This window comes from Limimaricola sp. AA108-03 (assembly GCF_050847355.1).
Lineage (GTDB): Bacteria > Pseudomonadota > Alphaproteobacteria > Rhodobacterales > Rhodobacteraceae > Limimaricola.
Map to the genome: position 1 here is coordinate 769,080 of NZ_CP193755.1, position 18,415 is coordinate 787,494.

16 protein-coding genes and 3 tRNA genes are annotated in these 18,415 nt (G+C 68.1%); 5 read left to right on the forward strand and 14 right to left on the reverse strand.

All coding sequences use genetic code 11. The features are described 5' to 3' along the window. Positions 1-11: 11 nt before the first annotated feature. Complete coding sequence (locus tag ACRAQ3_RS03845; RefSeq protein ID WP_269396482.1) at positions 12-1,943, reverse strand: monovalent cation:proton antiporter-2 (CPA2) family protein; 1,932 nt, start codon at positions 1,941-1,943, stop codon at positions 12-14. Positions 1,944-2,014: 71 nt separating this feature from the next. Beyond that, positions 2,015-4,945 carry a hypothetical protein gene (locus ACRAQ3_RS03850; RefSeq protein WP_432255742.1) on the reverse strand — a complete coding sequence of 977 codons (2,931 nt, stop codon included), beginning with the start codon at positions 4,943-4,945 and terminating at the stop codon, positions 2,015-2,017. A gap of 170 nt (positions 4,946-5,115) precedes the next feature. On the opposite strand from ACRAQ3_RS03850, the gene ACRAQ3_RS03855 reads away from it, so the two are divergent. After that, positions 5,116-5,820 (forward strand): SIMPL domain-containing protein, encoded by a 705-nt coding sequence (locus tag ACRAQ3_RS03855; protein ID WP_432255743.1) that lies wholly within the window; start codon positions 5,116-5,118, stop codon positions 5,818-5,820. A gap of 5 nt (positions 5,821-5,825) precedes the next feature. On the opposite strand, the gene ACRAQ3_RS03860 is transcribed toward ACRAQ3_RS03855, so the two are convergent. From ACRAQ3_RS03860 to ACRAQ3_RS03870, 3 genes are all read right to left on the reverse strand, one after another. After that, positions 5,826-6,356 carry a DUF421 domain-containing protein gene (locus ACRAQ3_RS03860; RefSeq protein ID WP_432255744.1) on the reverse strand — a complete coding sequence of 177 codons (531 nt, stop codon included), beginning with the start codon at positions 6,354-6,356 and terminating at the stop codon, positions 5,826-5,828. A gap of 22 nt (positions 6,357-6,378) precedes the next feature. After that, entirely contained in the window at positions 6,379-7,356 is a 978-nt protein-coding gene (locus tag ACRAQ3_RS03865) for a hypothetical protein (RefSeq protein WP_432255745.1), read from the reverse strand. A 100-nt stretch (positions 7,357-7,456) separates the two neighbouring features. Beyond that, a tRNA-Tyr gene (locus tag ACRAQ3_RS03870) sits at positions 7,457-7,540 on the reverse strand. Positions 7,541-7,705: 165 nt separating this feature from the next. On the opposite strand from ACRAQ3_RS03870, the gene rlmB reads away from it, so the two are divergent. After that, positions 7,706-8,497 (forward strand): 23S rRNA (guanosine(2251)-2'-O)-methyltransferase RlmB, encoded by a 792-nt coding sequence (rlmB, locus tag ACRAQ3_RS03875; RefSeq protein ID WP_432255746.1) that lies wholly within the window; start codon positions 7,706-7,708, stop codon positions 8,495-8,497. Between the two features lie 164 nt (positions 8,498-8,661). Here the strand turns inward: rlmB and ACRAQ3_RS03880 are convergent, their stop codons facing one another. Beyond that, positions 8,662-8,973 (reverse strand): phosphoribosyl-ATP diphosphatase, encoded by a 312-nt coding sequence (locus tag ACRAQ3_RS03880; protein ID WP_269396488.1) that lies wholly within the window; start codon positions 8,971-8,973, stop codon positions 8,662-8,664. After that, complete coding sequence (hisF, locus tag ACRAQ3_RS03885) at positions 8,970-9,731, reverse strand: imidazole glycerol phosphate synthase subunit HisF (protein WP_370160807.1); 762 nt, start codon at positions 9,729-9,731, stop codon at positions 8,970-8,972. Before hisF ends, ACRAQ3_RS03880 begins: the two co-directional genes overlap by 4 nt. Positions 9,732-9,843: 112 nt before the next feature. Between hisF and ACRAQ3_RS03890 the strand changes: the two genes are divergently transcribed. Continuing rightward, positions 9,844-10,290 (forward strand): DUF302 domain-containing protein, encoded by a 447-nt coding sequence (locus ACRAQ3_RS03890; protein WP_432255747.1) that lies wholly within the window; start codon positions 9,844-9,846, stop codon positions 10,288-10,290. Between the two features lie 98 nt (positions 10,291-10,388). Here ACRAQ3_RS03890 and hisA read toward each other — a convergent pair whose 3' ends face one another. Then, a complete protein-coding gene (gene hisA / locus ACRAQ3_RS03895; RefSeq protein WP_432255748.1) occupies positions 10,389-11,111 on the reverse strand; it encodes a 1-(5-phosphoribosyl)-5-[(5-phosphoribosylamino)methylideneamino]imidazole-4-carboxamide isomerase in 723 nt (240 codons plus the stop codon). 131 nt (positions 11,112-11,242) lie between these two features. On the opposite strand from hisA, the gene ACRAQ3_RS03900 reads away from it, so the two are divergent. After that, positions 11,243-11,632 carry a DUF2147 domain-containing protein gene (locus ACRAQ3_RS03900; RefSeq protein WP_432255749.1) on the forward strand — a complete coding sequence of 130 codons (390 nt, stop codon included), beginning with the start codon at positions 11,243-11,245 and terminating at the stop codon, positions 11,630-11,632. Between the two features lie 64 nt (positions 11,633-11,696). Continuing rightward, the gene (locus tag ACRAQ3_RS03905; protein WP_432255750.1) at positions 11,697-12,503 is read left to right on the forward strand and encodes an alpha/beta fold hydrolase; all 807 of its coding nucleotides are present in this window, start codon (positions 11,697-11,699) and stop codon (positions 12,501-12,503) included. A 52-nt stretch (positions 12,504-12,555) separates the two neighbouring features. On the opposite strand, the gene hisH is transcribed toward ACRAQ3_RS03905, so the two are convergent. The 6 genes from hisH to ACRAQ3_RS03935 all read right to left on the reverse strand — a co-directional run bounded on the left by hisH (position 12,556) and on the right by ACRAQ3_RS03935 (position 18,360). Next, entirely contained in the window at positions 12,556-13,197 is a 642-nt protein-coding gene (gene hisH, locus ACRAQ3_RS03910) for an imidazole glycerol phosphate synthase subunit HisH (RefSeq protein WP_085894504.1), read from the reverse strand. Further along, on the reverse strand, positions 13,194-13,781 hold the full coding sequence (gene hisB / locus ACRAQ3_RS03915) for an imidazoleglycerol-phosphate dehydratase HisB (RefSeq protein WP_269396494.1): 588 nt from the start codon (positions 13,779-13,781) through the stop codon (positions 13,194-13,196). The genes hisH and hisB overlap by 4 nt, the downstream gene beginning before the upstream one ends. A gap of 89 nt (positions 13,782-13,870) precedes the next feature. Further along, positions 13,871-13,945: transfer RNA gene (locus ACRAQ3_RS03920), tRNA-Gly, on the reverse strand. A gap of 345 nt (positions 13,946-14,290) precedes the next feature. Next, positions 14,291-14,365: transfer RNA gene (locus ACRAQ3_RS03925), tRNA-Gly, on the reverse strand. Positions 14,366-14,527: 162 nt separating this feature from the next. After that, positions 14,528-14,920: a VOC family protein gene (locus tag ACRAQ3_RS03930; RefSeq protein WP_432255751.1), complete on the reverse strand. Its 393-nt coding sequence runs from the start codon at positions 14,918-14,920 to the stop codon at positions 14,528-14,530. After that, a complete protein-coding gene (locus tag ACRAQ3_RS03935; RefSeq protein WP_432255752.1) occupies positions 14,917-18,360 on the reverse strand; it encodes a pyruvate carboxylase in 3,444 nt (1,147 codons plus the stop codon). The genes ACRAQ3_RS03930 and ACRAQ3_RS03935 overlap by 4 nt, the downstream gene beginning before the upstream one ends. Positions 18,361-18,415 lie beyond the last annotated feature (55 nt).

Below are 18,415 nucleotides of genomic sequence, written 5' to 3' on the forward strand. Positions count from 1 at the left end.
CCGTCCGCGCGCTAACCGCGATCCTTGCTGCGATAACCCACCGTGCTGGCGCCTTCGAGCGGCTCGGTTTCGGTGGCGTCGCCCTGCGGGTGCAGCCGCTCTAGGATCGAGGTCTCGAGATCCTTGTTCAGCTCGCGCGCGCGCTTCACGTATTCGGGGTTCTGCGACACCGGCACGCCGGGTTTCCACAGCTGTGCCAGCTCGCGGACCACGGCGCGGTCCTGCTGGTAGAAGGCCATCTCCAGTTCGGAGGCCTCGAACTGCGACAGGCCGATATTCTCGAGCACGTAGCGCCCGGCCCGCAGGCTCGAATCGAACATCTCGCGGACGATGTCGTTCGCTCCGGCCTGGAACAGCTGGTAGACATGCTCGCGGTCATAGGCGCGCGCCACGATGTGCAGATCGGGCCGCATCGCACGGGCATGACGTACCAGCTTGAGCGCGGCATGGCGATCGTCGAGCGCCACCACCAGCACCTTGGCGGTCTCCAGCCCCGCGGCGTGCAGGATGTCGGGACGCGTCGGGTCGCCGAAGAAACCGCCGAAGCCGAAGCGGCGCATCGTGTCGATCATCTCCATGTCATGGTCGAGCACCACCGTGTCGAAGCCCGCGCCCTGCACGAGACGGCTTACCACCTGGCCGAAGCGACCGATGCCGGCGATGATGATCGGCGCCTGCCGGTCAATTTCGTCTGGATCGGGGTCCGGGGCCTTTTCGGCGCGCTTGACCAGCTGCTCGTAGAGGATGAACAGCAGCGGCGTGATCAGCATCGACAGCCCGATTACGAGCCGGATGACACTGGCCTCGCCGGAGGTGAGCACGCCCTGTTGCAGCGAGAAAGAGGACAGCACGAAGCCGAACTCGCCCGCCTGCGCCAGTGCCAGCGTGAACAGCCAGCGGTCACGTGTGTGCATCTGCGCGATCCGGGCCAGCAGGTAGAGCACCCCGCCCTTGATCGCGATCACCGCGAGCGTCAGCGCCGCGATCCGCATCGGGTTGTCCAGCAGCACGCCGAAATCGATGCCGGCGCCGACGGTGATGAAGAACAGCCCAAGGAGCAGCCCCTTGAAGGGTTCGAGATCGCTTTCGAGCTCGTGCCGGAACTCGGAGTTGGCGAGCACGACGCCGGCGAGAAAGGTCCCGAGCGCGGGCGACAGGCCGACCAGCTCCATCAGGACCGCGATGGAGACCACCATCAGCAGGCCCAGCGCGGTGTAGAGCTCGCGCAGACGCGCATGGTGGATGTAGCGGAACACCGGCCGCGTCAGGTAGATGCCGGTCAGCACCACCACCGCCACCGCGCCCAGCGTCACCAGCGTCACCGCCCAGCCCGGCAGGTTCTCGATCAGCGTGCGGGCGGCCTCGACCTCCTTGACGCCCGGCGCGTCGGGGTTCGCGGGCGCCCCATGCGCGCTGCCGCCGCCATGCCCCGACACCGCGAGCAGCGGCAGCAGCGCCAGCATCGGGATCACCGCGATGTCCTGCGTCAGAAGCACCGAGAAGACGGATCGTCCGCCCTGGGTCTGCATCAACCCCTTCTCGGACAGCGTCTGCAGCACGATGGCAGTGGAGGAGAGCGCGAAGATAAGCCCGGTAGCGAGTGCCACGTTGGCGTCGAGCCCGAGCAGGCTGCCCGCGATGAACAGCGCGCCGGTGGTCAGCACGACCTGCACGCCGCCAAGGCCGATCAGCCGCTGTCTCATGTTCCACAGCGCCCGCGGTTCCAGCTCCAGCCCGATCAGGAACAGCATCATCACCACGCCGAATTCGGCGAAATGCTGAAGATCCTCGGTTTCCGCACCAACCAGTCCCGTGGCCGGTCCGATGATGATGCCGGCGGCAAGATAGCCCAGCACCGAGCCGAGGCCGAGCCGCGCGGCGAGCGGTACGGCCAGCACCGCTGCACCGAGATAGATCGTGGCTTGAAAGAGAAATCCCTGCATGATCCAGCTATCGCCGCTGACGCCGCCAAAGGCAACGCGGCGATCGGCGGGGCCGGTTCAACCGAGAGGGGTCAGTCGGGGATCTTCAGGACCATGGTGCGGCCGCGCCGGACATAGTTCAGAACGTCGTCGCCGATCGCCGTGACCTTGCCGCCATCGAGGGCGTCGCCGACGCCGACGCGCAGGTAGCGACCGTTCTCCATGCGGATCAGCGCCCGTCGCGCGCCCGGTTTGCCGTAGACGCCGATGAGATTGATGTCGCGCATGTTGATGGCATTGTCGCGGGTGGCGGCGCGGGCGACGCTGCCGGGCACCGGCCCATCCGGGGCGACGGTCGCGTTGGCGACCTGCTGCGGCGCGCTGGCGGGGGTCGATGCGGCCGCTGCGGGAGCGCGGCTGCGGCTCTGGGCCACCACGCGGTCGAAGTTGCGCGGCCGCGAATCCGGACGGCGCGCGGTCGGAACCGCCTGCGGCGTCGCGTTGGCCAGCGGGTCGGGCGCATCGGCCATCAGCGAGGCCAGCGCGTCGGCGACCGAGGCCCGCGCCGGCGGGGAAGGCGTCTCGCCCACAGCCTCGGCCAAGGCGGCTGCCTGGGCATCGGTGGCCTCGGTGACCTGGCTCTCGGCGTCGGGGGCCAGCCCCTCCGGGCGAAGCGGCGGACGCGGCCCCTCATAGGCCGCGAGCGGCGGCAGCACCGCATCTTCGGGACGCCTGGTAGGGCGCAGCGCGTCGAGCGCGACGCCGCCGGGCGTCACCCCGGCGGCCTCTGCCTCGTCGATTTCCGAAGCGGTAGTGCCGGGCCGGGTCGGCGGCACCACGGGCGGCGCGCCGGGAACCAGCTCCACCCCCTCCGGTCGGGCCTCGGGGGTGGCAGCCGGATCGACGAGCGCGGCGTTGTCGTCCTCGCTCGCTTCGGCTTCGGGCGCTTCGCTCTCGTCGGCAGGGGGCGCAGCGGGCGGGGCGACCGTGCCGGGCCGGGTCGGCGGCAGAACCTCGGGTCGTCCCTCGTAGACCACGAGGCCTTGCGGCGTCACCGTTCCCTCGGCGGTGGCGGCGATGAAGCCGCGCGCGTCGCGCTCGAAGACGCTGCCTGCCGGCGGCGGCACGGCCTGCACCGGCAGCCCGCCATCCGGCGCGACGGCGGCGAGGCGCAGACCGTCCATGCCGAATTCCGCGACCGCTTCGCTCGTCACCGCGACCGGCATGCCGAGCTGCTCCGCGCGCGGCGTCAGAGGCAGGCGGGGCGCGCGCAGCCAGACGCCGGTGGCCGCATAGACGCGTTCGGCCTCGGCCGGGCTCACCGCCGCGGCAGGACCACGATCGGGCTCCGGGTAATCGTCGTAGTCGGGCACCGGTTCCGGCGCGGGCTGCTCTGGCACCGCGGCAGCGGCTTCGGGCTCCGGCGTGTCCGCAGGCGCTTCCTCGGGTTCGTGAGGCGCCAGCGCCGCCGGATCGGCGCTCGTGTCGCGCAACAGACCCGCCTGCGGATCATCTTCGGCGGCGTTCAGCCAGAACCCGAACAGAAGCACCAGAAGCGCGGTGACGATGGCACCCGCGATCAGGGCGAGACGGCCCGGCCGCTTGTCGGGCGTCGCGCGGCGCGCGCCGAACACGGTCATGCGCTCGCGTTCGCTGGCCAGATCGACGCTGCGGCGGCTGCCGGGTTCGGCGCGGGGCGCGGTCGCCGGTTGGGGCGCCTCGGCGGAGGCCTCGGGCGCGACCAGCGACGCACCGGCGGCGAGGGCGGCAGCCTCGGCGTTCTCTTCGTTCTCCCCGTTCTCCTGGCTTTCGCCAGGCGTCGCGGGCGGCATGGCGGGCATGACGGCTGGAGGCGCGCCGGGCCGCGGCATCGCGGGCGGCATGATCCGGCGCGCGGCATCGGCGCTCTCATCGGTGCGTGGCGGGGTGGCCTTGTCGCGGGCAGCGTCACCGCGTGGCGGCAGCGGCGGCGCGGCCGGGGGAGCAGCCGGGCGGGGCGGCTCGCGATGCGCGGGCTCTGCCAGCATGGCCTCGTCGTCATCGATGCCGCTCTGGTCGGGCATCGGCAGGTCCGGCATCACCGGAGCCCCGGCCTGCGGCAACGGCTCCGCCGGTCGGGGTGCGGTGGTGTCCGGGGCAGGGGCCAGCAGCGCCTCGTCCTCATCTTCCGGCTCGGCGGCGGGCGTGACCGGGGCAGGCGAGGTCGGGTCGCGGTCCCGCGATACCCCCTCGTTCGGCGGCTCAAGCTGCGTGTCCAAGGGTTCAGACTGCGGTGCGGTCATCTCGTCACCCGCCCCGATCTCCGGGGCCGGGGTATCGATCGCAGCCATCTCCTGTTCCGACGCATCGGCCTCGGGGCCGATCCCGGCTTCGGCGGCATCGGCCGGGGGCTGCGCGGGCAGGGGTGCCGGGGGGAGGTCGTCCTCGTCGATCGGCGGTTCCGCATCGAAAGACGCGTCCGACACGGCGGAATCCGTGTCAGTGATTTCCAACGGATCGCCTTGGGCTTCGGGCGGCAGCTCGTGCACCGCGACCTCGTCGCGCGTCACCGTCTCATTCAGGCCTTCCACCGGACCGAACAGCACCTCGCCCGGGAAACCATCCGACTCCGGCACGGCGGCGAAGGCCACCGGCTCCAGCGCGTGCTCCCGCGCGAAGCCTTCGGCTTCTTCCAGCGTCTCGCGCGCCACCGCCGCGACATGGGTGCGCCCGTCCTCGACTACGTAATCGATGGCCAGTTCGTCCACGGCATAGGGGGTCGTCCCCTCCAGCGCCTTTGCCACCTCGTCGGCACCGAGCACGCCCTCGAGCACGAGGTAGCGGATCTGGTCGTTGGGAATCAGCAGCTTGGTGCGCAGCCCTTCCGGCGCGCGGGCGAGCGCGGCCGCCCGCAGCCGCGCCAGATCGCCCGCGAGATCCGCGCTGTCGAGCGGCACCTCGCCGATCCGGGTCCAGCCCGCGGGCGCGCGGTGCAGCAGTCTCAGGCCCTCGAGCGAGAGCGACAGGGCGAAATTGGGTGTCATGTGGCAGGCCTTAGCATCACTGGCAGGGTCCGGGAACGGGCGTGCCAGACCGGCGGCATTTTGCAAGCAGCTTTCCGCGCGCGCAACCCGCCCCCCGGAGGTTGTGATCGCACCGCTCTTGCAAGGCGGCGCGCCGGGGCGTTCGATGCCGCCAGATTCAGGAGGATACCATGAAGCAAGCCACGCTTTCCGCCGTCGCGCTCGCCATCGGTCTGGCCACGGCTGCCGTCGCGCAACCGGTCGAGGCCCCGGCGACGCCGCCCCGTTCCGTGACCGTCACCGGCGAGGGCCTTGTCCGCGCCGCGCCGGAGATGGCCCAGGTGCGGCTCGGGGTCAGCGAGACTGCCGAAACCGCCCGCGCCGCGCTCGACGCGATGAACGCAGCCATGGGCCGGGTGCTCGACCGGCTGAGCGCGGCCGGAATCGCGCCCGAGAACGTGCAGACCGGTCAACTCAGCCTTGATCGGGACTATGCGCGGATGCGCGACGGGCAATCGGAGCCCGAGGGTTTCGTCGCCACGACGCTGGTGGAGTTGCGGGTCACGGATCTCGATTCGCTCGGTACCGTGCTCGACGCCGCGGTGGGCGAGGGGGCGAACCGGCTCGAGGGGATCGAGTTCATGCTGGCCGACCGGGCCGCGGCGCATGACGAGGCGCGCCGTGCCGCCGTGGCCGACGCGCAGGCCCGTGCACGGCTCTATGCCGAGGCCGCCGGGGTCGAGCTGGGCGAGGTCCTGTCGCTCTCCGAAACACGGGCCGATTTCGGGCCGCGACCGATGATGGAGATGCGCATGGCCGCCGATGGAGGCGTGCCGATCGCCCAAGGCGAGGTCGAGGTCTCGGCCGGGGTCAGCATGGTCTACGCGATCGAGTGAGCGCATCAGCCGCGACCGGGCAGGTCCGCAACGGCGAAATCGGCCGCGCCGCCATCATCGGGCTTGGGAATCACGCTGAAGGAGCCGTCGCTTTCGAGCACGACGGCGGCGATCTCCTCCGGCGCGGCGCTGCCATTGTTGCGGATCACCGAGAGCAACTCCTCCTTCGTGACCCGCTCGCGGCGCAACGCATCGTGCAGAATCTCGCCCTTGTGCATCACCAGCCGCGGCTCCGAGCGCACCAGCCGGGCGATCCGCCCGGAGCCGACCGAGCTTTTCGCCACGAGATATTGCAGGCCGATCAGCAGCGCGAAGGCGGTGAGCCCTTCGGCCAGGGCCACGCTTTCGGACAGCAGAATCGTCGCCAGCGTCGAGCCGAGCGCCACCGTCACCACGAGGTCGAAGGCGTTGAGCTTCGCCAGGGTCCGCTTGCCGGAAATGCGCAGGAAGGCCACCAGACCGGCATAGGCGAGCGTACCGACGAGGATGGTGCGGATGATCCCGCTCCAATTCTGGAACAACATGTTCTCGATCATCGCGTACCCCCTCGGTTCCAAGTCACCTCATCCAGAAACCGTGGGCGCGCAGGATGGTTCGGATTTCTCTTTCCCGGGGGGGCAGAGCGGCGCGGTCGAACAGCGCCCGCACCTTGGCGCCACGGCGCTGATAGACCATACGCCGAATCGGGTCGTGCCGCTTCAACAGCATCTTGAGCCGGTTCGGCGCCGCGACACGTTCCAGCGCCTCGACCACCGCGTCGCTTTCACGCGCATAGAGCAATGGAAAGCTGCGGTAATGGCAGGTGAGCGCGCTGTCGAGTCCATCGAGTGCCGGTCCCGGACGACCGCCGCCGAGGCCATGGATCACCAAGGGCAGCGCCACCTGGTCGAGCCAGGGATCGAAAGGCTGTGCGGCGATTTCGGTCGGTGGGTCGTCCCGGATCGCAACCGCGTATTCCAGGAACCGGACGCCGAAGGCATTGGCATCCGGGCCGCAGAACCAGCCTGCATTGAAGTAGAGATAGCGGGTCCAGACACCTTCGGGCCATGTCGGGTCGAGCGAGCTTTCGAAATCCAGGCCGAAGCGGTCGTACAGGGAGCGCCAGCTCGCCGTGTAGCCGGGCCATTCGGGGCGCGGCACCGGCCACGTGGCCTCGCGCCGCATCGAGGCCGAGGGCGGCAGCGCATCGATCGGCAGCGATCCGATCTCGCCCAGGATCAGCGTGTCGCTGTCGAGGAACAGGAATGGCGCGGCGGGCAGGGCGGCGAGTGCCTCGATCTTGTTGCCATGCGGATAGGCCGCGCCGAAATGCCGGTTCTCGAAGGGCAGGATTTCGGCGCCGAGGTCCCCAAGCATCGCCCGGCCGTCTTCGGTCATGCGCGGGTTCTCGGGCCAGAGCGGGCCGGGCTGGGGCTCGGCGACGATGAGGCGTCCGGCGAATCCCGGTGCGTGCCGCCGCAGCGAGGCGGCGAGAAGCAGCGCCTCGGCCTCGATCCGGCCCGACTGGCCAATGATCACGATGTCGAACAGTCCCATGCGTGCCCCCGCGCGCGACCGACGGGACGCACACTCTCGACGCGACCCTATGGAGGGCCGCGTGACCGGTCAAACCACCATGTCTCGAAAGGGGGGAAGATGGTGGGCGACCCTGGAATCGAACCAGGCGTGGGTCTCCCCGGCGGAGTTACAGTCCGCTGCCGCACCTTGCAGCTCGTCGCCCGCAGCCGGGCCTCGACCCGGTGCGAGAGCGGGAATAGGCGCTCGGCCGAGAGGCGTCAACCGGAAAATCCGGCTTCCCCGACGGCGCGGCATGGCCGGGGCTTCGGCTGGACTTCGCGGGCCCGAGCGCGCAATCAGGCGCAAGCGGAGCACATCGGAGAGCACCATGAAGAAGCCGAAATGGGTGATCGAGAAGGAACAGTCCAAGCGCGCCTCGGCGGCCGAGACGGTCTGGCTCTTCGGCCTGCACGCGGTACGCGACGCGCTCTTGAACCCGCGCCGCGAGCGGCTGCGGCTGGTCGTGACGCTGAATGCCCAGGGCAAGCTCGCCGACGCCATCGCGGCAAGCGGCATGGAGCCCGAGATCTCGGACCCGCGCAAATTCGCCGCGCCGATCGACGCGGATTCGGTGCATCAGGGCGCGGCGCTCGAGGTGAAGCCGCTCGACTGGGGGTCGCTCGACGACATCGCGCTGGGCGGTGAGCGGGACGGCCCGCCGCGCCTGCTGCTGCTCGATCGGGTCACCGATCCGCATAATGTGGGCGCGATCCTGCGCTCGGCCGAGGTGTTCGGCGCCCGCGCCGTGATCGGCGTGCAGCGCCATTCCGCGCCGGAGACCGGGGCGCTGGCCAAGACCGCCTCGGGCGCGCTGGAGCGTCAGCCCTATCTGCGGGTGCGCAACCTCGCCGACACGATGGGCCGGCTCAAGGAGATGGGCTATCTGGTGCTGGGGCTCGCGGGCGAGGCCGAGCAAAGCATCGAACGGGCGATCGCGGGCAAGCGCGACCGTCCCGTAGCGCTGGTGCTGGGGGCCGAGGGGCCTGGGCTCAGGGAACGCACGCGAGAGACCTGCGACGCCTTGGTGCGGATCGACGCGGCGGGCGGGTTCGGCTCGCTCAACGTCTCGAACGCAGCCGCTGTCGCGCTCTATGCGGCACGTGCACAATCGACGGATTGACCCGCTATGGTTGACGTGGCGTTCACATTTTAGGGAAGGTATCTTCGCATGGAACCATTCGGTGATTAGATGGTTTCATGGGAGCGCGTATCTGGAACATATGCGTTTCATTTCACTGTCCCTCGTTCCACACCTTGAAGCCCGGGCACCGCCCGGGCTTTTTTTCATCTGGAGCGGGAAGCCTTCTCGGCAATGCCCGAGCGGCCCTCGCGCCGCGTCAGCTCGGCCTCGATATCGTCGAGGCTCACATTGCGCGCGGCACACATCACGAGGAGGTGGTAAAGCGCGTCGGCGGCCTCGGAGGTGAGCCTCTCGCGGTCGCCCTTCACCGCTTCGATGATCGCCTCGACCGCCTCCTCGCCGAATTTCTCGGCACATTTCTCCGGGCCCTTGGCCAGAAGCTTCGCGGTCCAGCTGGTTTCGGGGTCGGCGCCGCGCCGTGCGAGAATCGTCGCGGCGAGATCATGCAGGCTCATGACATCCTCATCGGAATGCCGGCCGCGGCCATATGCGCCTTGGCTTCGGCGATGGTGTGGGTACCGAAATGGAAGATCGAGGCCGCGAGCACCGCGCTGGCGCCGCCTTCGGTCACGCCCTCGACCAGATGGTCGAGCGTGCCGACGCCGCCCGAGGCGATCACCGGGATGTCGACCGCATCCGATATGGCGCGGGTGAGAGGTAGGTTGAAGCCCGCCCGGGTGCCGTCGCGATCCATCGAGGTGAGCAGGATCTCCCCCGCGCCGCGCCGTTCCATGTCGGTGGCGAACTCGACCGCGTCGATGCCGGTGGGCTTGCGGCCGCCATGGGTGAAGATCTCCCAGCGGCCCGGTTCCACCGTCTTGGCGTCGATCGCCACCACGATGCATTGCGCGCCGAAGCGCTGCGCGGCCTCGGTCACCACCGTGCGGTCGGCCACGGCGGCCGAGTTGAAGCTCACCTTGTCGGCGCCAGCCAGCAGGAGCGCACGCACGTCATGGTGGCTGCGCACGCCGCCACCTACGGTCAGGGGAATGTAGCAGCTTTCGGCGGTGCGGCGGACGAGATCGAACATCGTGCCGCGATTTTCGTGCGTGGCATGGATGTCGAGAAAGCACAGCTCGTCGGCTCCGGCGGCGTCATAGGCGCGTGCGGCGTCGACCGGGTCGCCGGCATCGCGCAGATCCACGAAGTTGACGCCCTTCACCACGCGGCCATCGGCCACGTCGAGACAGGGAATGATGCGGGTCTTGAGCATATGTGGCCCTCCTGCGGTCGCGGCCCTTCTAGCCTCCAAGCCGCGCCGGGGCCAGTGCCGGAACGGAAACCCGAGCTTCTCGTTGGGCGGCAGCACAATGGGAGCATTTCACATGAAACGCACGATTCTCGCCGGGCTCACCGCCGCCACCCTCGCGGCGCCCGCCACCGCCGAAACCGAGACCATGCAGGCCACCGGCACCGTCGCCGAGGTGATGGACCGCCTTGAGGCCGCCGTCACCGAGGCCGGGGCGACGGTATTCGCGCGCGTCGATCACGGTGCGGGCGCCGAAGAGGCCGGCATGACCTTGGCCGACAGCCAGCTGCTGATCTTCGGCAACCCGCAGCTCGGGACACCGGTGATGCAGGAAGACCCGCTGGCCGGGCTCTACCTGCCGCTCAAGATGCTCGCCTATGACGACGGCTCGGGGCAGGTCTTCGTGGCCTATGAAGAGCCGGAGGAGACCTTCGACGACCTTCAGGTGGATGATGATCTCGAAGCCATCGAGAAGATGGAAGACGCGTTGGAGAAATTCGCCAAGGCCGCGGCCGGTGAATGATCCGCACCGGCGCATCCGGGACAAATGGGGCGCCATGCGTATTTGAGGAACAAAGTCACGAAGGCGCCGCGCGAGAGATCGTGCGGCGCCTCTGCGTATCAGGCGTTCAGAAGCTTCAGCGCCTCCGCGAGGTCGATCGCACCGTCATAGAGCGCGCGGCCCGAGATGGCGCCCGCAATCACGCCGGTCGCCTTCAGCGCCTCCAGGTCGTCGAGGGAGGACACGCCGCCCGAGGCGATCACCGGGATCGATACGGCGCGCGCCAGCGCCTCGGTCGCCGCGACGTTCGGGCCCGCCATCGCGCCGTCGCGGGCGATGTCGGTGTAGATGATCGCGGCCACGCCCGCGTCCTCGAAGCTCTTCGCGAGGTCGGTGACCATCACGTCGGTCTCTTCGGCCCAGCCGCGCGTGGCGACGCGACCTTCCCGGGCGTCGAGCCCGACCGCGACCTTACCCGGAAACGCCTTCGACGCCTCGCGCACGAGATCCGGGTTCTCGACCGCCACCGTGCCGAGGATGACGCGGGCGAGGCCCTTCTCGATCCAGGCCTCGATGGTCTTCATGTCGCGGATGCCGCCGCCGAGCTGCGCCGGGACGCCGGGGCAGGCCGCGAGGATCGCTTCGACCGCGGCGCCGTTCACCGGCTCTCCGGCGAAGGCGCCGTTGAGATCGACAAGGTGCAGCCATTCGGTCCCGGCCTCGACGAAGGCGCGCGCCTGCGCGGCGGGATCGTCGTTGAACACGGTCGCCTTGTCCATCTCGCCGCGCAGCAGGCGCACGGCCTGGCCGTCCTTGAGGTCGATGGCGGGGTAGAGGATCATCGCGCTGTCTCCGGCAGGGTGTTGCGGCCGCCTCGTGGCATGCAAGCGCGCCGGATGCAACGCCACGTCAGCCTTGCCAGCCCGGATGACCTTCGCGTCAGCTTCGCCGCATGATTGAGGAGGAGACGATCATGAAGAGACTGGCATGGGCCGCATGCGCGCTCGTGGCACTGGCAGGGGCGGCTTCGGCCGAGCCACTGCTCGGCACCTGGCGCACCGCGCCTGACGATAACGGCAATAGCGGCCTGGTGCAGGTCGCGCCCTGCGGCGCGCAGCTTTGCGGTCAGCTGGTAAAGGCGTTCGGCCCGGGCGGGTCCGAGATCGCCTCGCCGAACCTCGGGCGCAACATCATCTCCGCCACCAAGCCGGTGGGCGGTGGCGAGTATCGCGGCAAGGTCTTCGCCCCCGACAGCGGCAAGACCTACAACTCCAAGCTGGTGCTCGCGGGCGATCGGCTGTCGGTTTCGGGCTGCGTGCTGGGTTTCTGTCGCGAGGGCGGCGTCTGGCAAAAGCTGCCCTAGGCGCCGGAACAGCGCGGGGGGCGTGCCGGTTTTCTTCCGGAAGCGAACAAGGGAAGGACAGCGCATGCCCCTCGTCACCACCAAGGATCAGACCCAGCTCTACGTGAAGGATTGGGGTGAAGGCCGCCCCGTCGTCCTGATTCATGGCTGGCCGCTCAACTCTGACAGCTGGGAGTACCAGGCGGTGCGGCTGGCCGAGGCCGGGCACCGCGTCGTGTCCTATGATCGCCGCGGTTTCGGTCGGTCCGGCCAGCCCTTCCAGGGCTATGATTACGACACAATGGCCGACGACCTCGACACGGTGATCCGCGAGCTGAGCCTGAAGGATGCGGCGATCATCGGCTTCTCGATGGGCGGCGGCGAGGTCGCGCGCTACATGTCGCGCCACGAGGGACGCAACATTCGCGCCGCCGGGCTGATCGCCTCGATCGCGCCGGGGATGTTGAAATCCGACAAGAACCCCAACGGCGTTACCGCCGAGGTGTTCGAAGGCATCAAGCAGGGGTTGCGCAAGGATCGCCCCGAGTTCCTGCGGGAGTTCTTCAAGACCTTCTATGGCAACAAGGTCAGCGAGGGCGTGCTGCACTGGTCGCTGATGATGGCGATGCAGGCCAGCCCCAAGGCCACGCTCGACTGCGTCGATGCCTTCGGAAAGACCGACTTTACCGATGACATGGCGGCCTTCAGGGTCCCGACTTTGGTGGTACACGGGGCCAAGGACGAGACCGTGCCAATCGACCCGTCGGGCCGCCGCGCGGCCAAGCTCGCGGGCTCCAGCGCCACGCTCAAGGTATATGAGGACGCGCCGCACGGGCTCACCGCGACCCATGCCGACCGGCTCTACGAGGACCTCGCCGCTTTCCTGAAGTGAGGCTGTTGCCGGTGAAACGAGAAGGCCCGCGCATCGCGCGGGCCTCTTGTCGTCAAGGCTTCCAGTTCAGGAAATTGGCGATCAGCCTGAGCCCCGCCGCCTGGCTTTTTTCGGGATGGAACTGCGCGCCGACCACGTTGTCGCGCCCCACCACCGCAGTCACCGGGCCGCCGTAATCGACATGCGCGAGCAGCGTGTCCGGGTCGCTGGGCCGGAACTGCCAGCTATGCACGAAATAGGCATGATCGCCGGTCGAGATCCCTTCGAGCAGCTTGTGGGGGCGGTCGATCACAAGATCGTTCCAGCCCATATGCGGGACCTTCATTTTCGGGTCCGAGGGTTCGATCCGGACGATCTCGCCCGGCACCCAGCCCAGCCCCTCGGTCCGCTCGTATTCATGGCCCACCTCGGCCAGAAGCTGCATGCCGACGCAGATCCCGAGGAACGGCCGCCCCTTGATCTCGACCGCCTCGACCAGCGCCTCGCGCAGCCCGGGCTGTGCCGAAAGCGCGTTGCGACAATGCGGGAACGCCCCGTCGCCCGGCAGCACGATCCGGTCGGCGCGGGCCACGTCCTCGGGGCGCGATGTGACGATCACCTCGCCCGCATCGCCCTCGCGCGCCATGCGCTCGAAGGCCTTCTGGGCCGAGTGCAGGTTGCCGCTTTCGTAATCGATCAGCGCGGTGAGGCTCATAGCGCCCCCTTGGTCGAGGGAATCGCGTCCGAGCGGCGCGGGTCCGGCTCCACCGCCTCGCGCAGCGCGCGGGCGACGGCTTTGAAGGCGGCCTCGGCGACGTGATGCGCGTTGTGGCCGTGGATCCGGTCGATGTGCAGTGTGATGCCACCATGCGTGGCCAGCGCCTGAAAGAATTCCTGTACCAGTTCGGTGTCGAAGGTCCCGATCTTGGAGGACCGGAAATCGAGGTTGCAGATCAGGAAGGGCCGCGCCGACAGGTCGAGCGCGCAGCGCACCTGCGCATCGTCCATCGCGAGGTGGCACGCGCCGTAGCGGCGGATGCCCTTCTTGTCTCCCAACGCCTGCCTGAGCGCCTGGCCCAGCGCGATACCGGTATCCTCGACCGTGTGGTGGTCGTCGATATGCAGGTCACCTTCTGCGCGCACCTTCATGTCGATGAGCGCGTGGCGCGACAGCTGGTCGAGCATGTGATCGAAGAAGCCGACGCCGGTCTTGTTGTCATAGGCGCCGGTGCCGTCGAGATCGATCTCGACCTCGATCGATGTCTCGGCGGTGGCGCGGGTGATCTTGGCGGTCCGCATGGCATCCCTCAACTGGTTTCGCCGACCGTATAGGCGGCGAGGGAAGCGGGGCCAAGAGCGCGTTCGGCGATGTCGGGGAGGATCGAAACTGGAGCGGGTGATGAGATTCGAACTCACGACCCTTACCTTGGCAAGGTAATGCTCTACCCCTGAGCTACACCCGCTTCCGTTTCGTGGGGCGGATGTAGCCGGAGCCGCGGTGGGGTGCAAGAGGGGAGAACGAGAAAATCCGGGCGACTTCGCGGAAGTCCCGCACGGCCGGATACGCGCTTCGAAGGGGCGTGATCGCAAACATGATCGGACTGTTGCCGCCCATGGGTTTCGGGGGTGCGATTGGCACTAGGTGAAGGGCAGTGCAGGCAGGACGGCACGTGCCCAGTACAGGACCCGGTCGCCATGGCGTGCGGCAGCCACGAAGGGCATGCCGGGACCCGTGGACTGCGGGACATGCGAAATGCAGCGCGCCCGCGCGCGTCTATCTGCCGTCTGCTATCAGGGAGGATCGAAACTGGAGCGGGTGATGAGATTCGAACTCACGACCCTTACCTTGGCAAGGTAATGCTCTACCCCTGAGCTACACCCGCTTCCGTTTCGTGGGGCGGATGTAGCCAAGGCAGCGGGGGGGTGCAAGCGGAAAAACGAACGCCCGGCGCGGAATTCTCCGGCGAGGCGTTGCGATCTCGAAACCCGAGCATCGGCATGGGCGACCGAACAGGTGGGTCGGGACGAGGCCCAAGGTGTCCGCCCTAGCCGGCGAGGCTCGGCTCGATCAGGTCCCAGCGGTTGCCCCATGGGTCCCGAAACACTGCCACGATGCCGTAGGGCTCGTGGCGCGGTTCCTCCTCGAAAACGATGCCGCCGGCTTTCATCCGGTTGGCGTCGCGGACGAAATCATCGGTCTCGAGAAACAGCCAGACCCGCTCGCCGCCCTGCGCTCCGATCGTGTCTCGCTGCGCAGGTGTCTCGGCACGGGCGAGGATGATGCCGGTGCCGCCCGAGGACGGCACCACGCGGATCCAACGCTTTCCGGCCCCCATCTCCACATCCTCGGCAAGGGTGAAGGCCATGGGGCCGGTGAAGAAGGCGATCGCCTCGTCGTAATCGGGCACGACGAGGCTAACCGCGCCGAGCCGGGTCATTCGATCTCGACCAGCAGGTCCTTCGCGTCGATCTGCGCGCCCGGGGTCACATGCACCGCCTTGATGGTGCCGTCGCGCTCGGCATGCAGGCCGGTTTCCATCTTCATCGCCTCGATCGTCAGCAGCATGTCGCCCTGCTTGACCTTCTGTCCGGCCTGCGCGGCGACGGTCGAGACCACCCCCGGCATCGGTGCGCCGACATGGGCGGGGTTGCCGATCTCGGCCTTGGGGCGCTTCTGCGCCTTGGCCGCGACCTTGCGATTGGGCACCCGCACCGTACGCGGCTGGCCGTTGAGTTCGAAGAACACCCGCACCTCGCCGTCGTCGCCGGTCTCGCCGACCGCCTGCAGACGGATCTCCAGCGTCTTACCGGGATCTATCTCGGCCGAGATCTCCTCGCCCGGCTCCATGCCATAGAAGAAGGTCCGGGTCGGCAGGGTGCGGACCGGACCGTATTGCTGGTGCCGGCGGGCATAGTCGGTGAAGACCTTGGGGTACATCAGGTAGGCGTTGAGATCCTCGTCGTCGATCTCGGTCTCGCCCGTGGCCTTGATCGCCTCGGCGCGCGCCGCTTCGAAATCCACGGGCTTCAAATGCTTGCCCGCCCGGTCCTTGAGCGGCTTTTCGCCCTTCAGCACCTTGGCCTGTAGCGCGGTGGGCCAGCCGCCCGGCGGTTGGCCGAGATTGCCCTTCATCATGTCGATGACGCTGTCTGGGAAGGACACGTCGACATTCGGGTCCTCGACCTGTTCGCGGGTCAGCCCTTGGCTCACCATCATCAGCGCCATGTCGCCCACCACCTTGGAGGAGGGCGTGACCTTCACGATGTCGCCGAACATCATGTTCACCTCGGCATAGGTTTTGGCGACCTCGTGCCAGCGCTCTTCGAGACCCAGCGAACGCGCCTGCGCCTTGAGGTTGGTGAACTGCCCGCCGGGCATCTCGTGGAGATAGACCTCGGAGGCCGGAGCCTGCAGCCCGCTTTCGAAAGCGGCGTAATGCGCGCGGACCTGCTCGAAATAGTTCGAGATCTCGCGGATCGCCTCGATGTCGAGCCCGGTGTCGCGGTCTGTCTTGTCGAGCGCCTCGACGATCGAGCCCAGCGTCGGCTGCGAGGTGTTGCCCGAGAAGCTGTCCATCGCCGCGTCGATCGCGTCGACGCCCGCCGCCGAGGCCGCCAGAACGGTCGAGATCGCCGCGCCGGAGGTGTCGTGCGTGTGGAAGTGGATCGGCAGGCCGATCTCCTCCTTCAGCGCGGTGAAGAGCTGGGTCGCCGCCGGCGCTTTCAGAAGGCCCGCCATGTCCTTGACGCCGAGCACATGCGCCCCGGCCTTTTCCAGCTCCTTGGCCATCTCGACGTAGTATTTCAGATCGTACTTGGACCGCTTGGGGTCGAGCATGTTGCCGGTGTAGCAGATCGTGCCCTCGCAGACCTTCTCGGCCTCGATCACCGCATCCATCGCGACGCGCATGTTCTCGACCCAGTTCAGGCTGTCGAAGACCCGGAACACGTCGACGCCCGACTTCGCGGCCTGGGCCACGAAGCCCTGCACCACGTTGTCGGGATAGTTGGTATAGCCGACCCCGTTCGACGCGCGCAGCAGCATCTGCGTCATGATGTTGGGCATGGCCTTGCGGATGTCGCGCAGCCGCTGCCAGGGACATTCCTGCAGGAAACGATAGGCCACGTCGAAGGTGGCGCCGCCCCAGCATTCGACCGAGAACAGTTCGGGCAAATTGGCGGCATAGGACGGCGCGACGCGGATCATGTCGATCGAGCGCATCCGCGTGGCCAGGAGCGACTGGTGCCCATCGCGCATCGTGGTGTCGGTGATCAGCAGCTGCTTTTGCGCCTTCATCCACTCGGCCACGGCCTTGGGACCCTGTTCGTCGAGGATCTGCCGCGTACCGGGGCGGATCTCCTCGCCCTTGGGCGCAGGGGCGCGCGGCGTCTTGGCATCGCGCGGGGGCAGGGTGCGACCTTCGGTTTCGGGGTGACCGTTGACGGTGATGTCGGCCACGTAGGTCAGGAGCCGAGTCGCGCGGTCGCGCCGCGTGTCGAACTTGAACAGCTCCGGCGTCGTGTCGATGAACTTGGTGGTGTACTGGTTCGACAGAAAGGTCGGGTGCTTCAGCAGGTTGATGACGAAGTCGATATTGGTGCTGACGCCGCGAATCCGGAATTCGCGCAGGGCCCGGTCCATGCGTGCGATCGCCATCTCGGGCGTGGGCGCGCGCGCCGTCACCTTGGTCAGCAGCGAATCGTAGAAGCGGGTGATGACGGCGCCGGAATAGGCGGTGCCCCCGTCGAGACGGATGCCGGGACCGGTGGCCGAACGGTAGGTCTGGATCCGGCCGTAATCGGGGATGAAGCTGTTATGCGGATCCTCGGTCGTAACCCGGCATTGCAGCGCGTGACCGTCGAGCTTCACGTCGTACTGGCTGGCGCAGCCGGTGGCCTCAACGATCGACTTGCCCTCGGCGATCAGGATCTGCGCACGCACGATGTCGATGCCGGTGACCTCTTCGGTTACCGTGTGCTCGACCTGCACGCGGGGGTTCACCTCGATGAAGTAGAATTCGCCCGAATCCATGTCCATCAGGAACTCGACCGTGCCGGCGCATTCGTAGTTCACATGGGCGCAGATCTGGCGGCCGAGATTGCACAGCTTCTCGCGCTGGGTCTCGGACAGATAGGGGGCGGGGGCCCGCTCGACGACCTTCTGGTTACGGCGCTGCACCGAACAGTCGCGCTCCCACAGGTGGTAGATCTGGCCGTGCTGGTCACCGAGGATCTGCACTTCGACATGGCGGGCGCGGGTGATCATCTTCTCGAGATAGCCCTCGCCGTTGCCGAAGGCGGCCTCGGCCTCGCGGCGGCCCTCGCGCACTTTCTCCTCGAGCTCGCTCTCATCCATGATCGGCCGCATGCCGCGGCCGCCGCCGCCCCAGCTCGCCTTGAGCATCAGCGGGTAGCCGACCTCGGCGGCCTCCTTGCGGATCGCGGCCATGTCGTCGCCGAGCACCTCGGTGGCGGGGATCACCGGCACGCCCGCCTCGATCGCCACGCGCCGCGCCGAGGCCTTGTCACCCAACTCGCGCATGGTCTGGGCCTTGGGGCCGATGAAGGTGATGCCGGCCGCGGTGCAGGCATCGACGAATTCCGGGTTCTCGGAGAGCAGACCATATCCGGGGTGGATCGCGTCGGCGCCCGACATCTTGGCCACGCGGATGATCTCGGGGATCGAGAGATAGGCCTGGACCGGGCCCAGGCCCTCGCCGATACGATAGGCTTCGTCTGCCTTGAAACGGTGCAGGCCGAGCTTGTCCTCTTCGGCATAGACCGCGACGGTCTTCTTGCCCATCTCGTTGGCTGCCCGCATCACGCGAATCGCGATTTCGCCGCGGTTGGCTACGAGGATCTTCTCGAATTCGGCCATGTCCACCCCTTCCGTTTGGTCGCCGGCAGTCTAGGGGTTTCTGCGGTGCAGTATA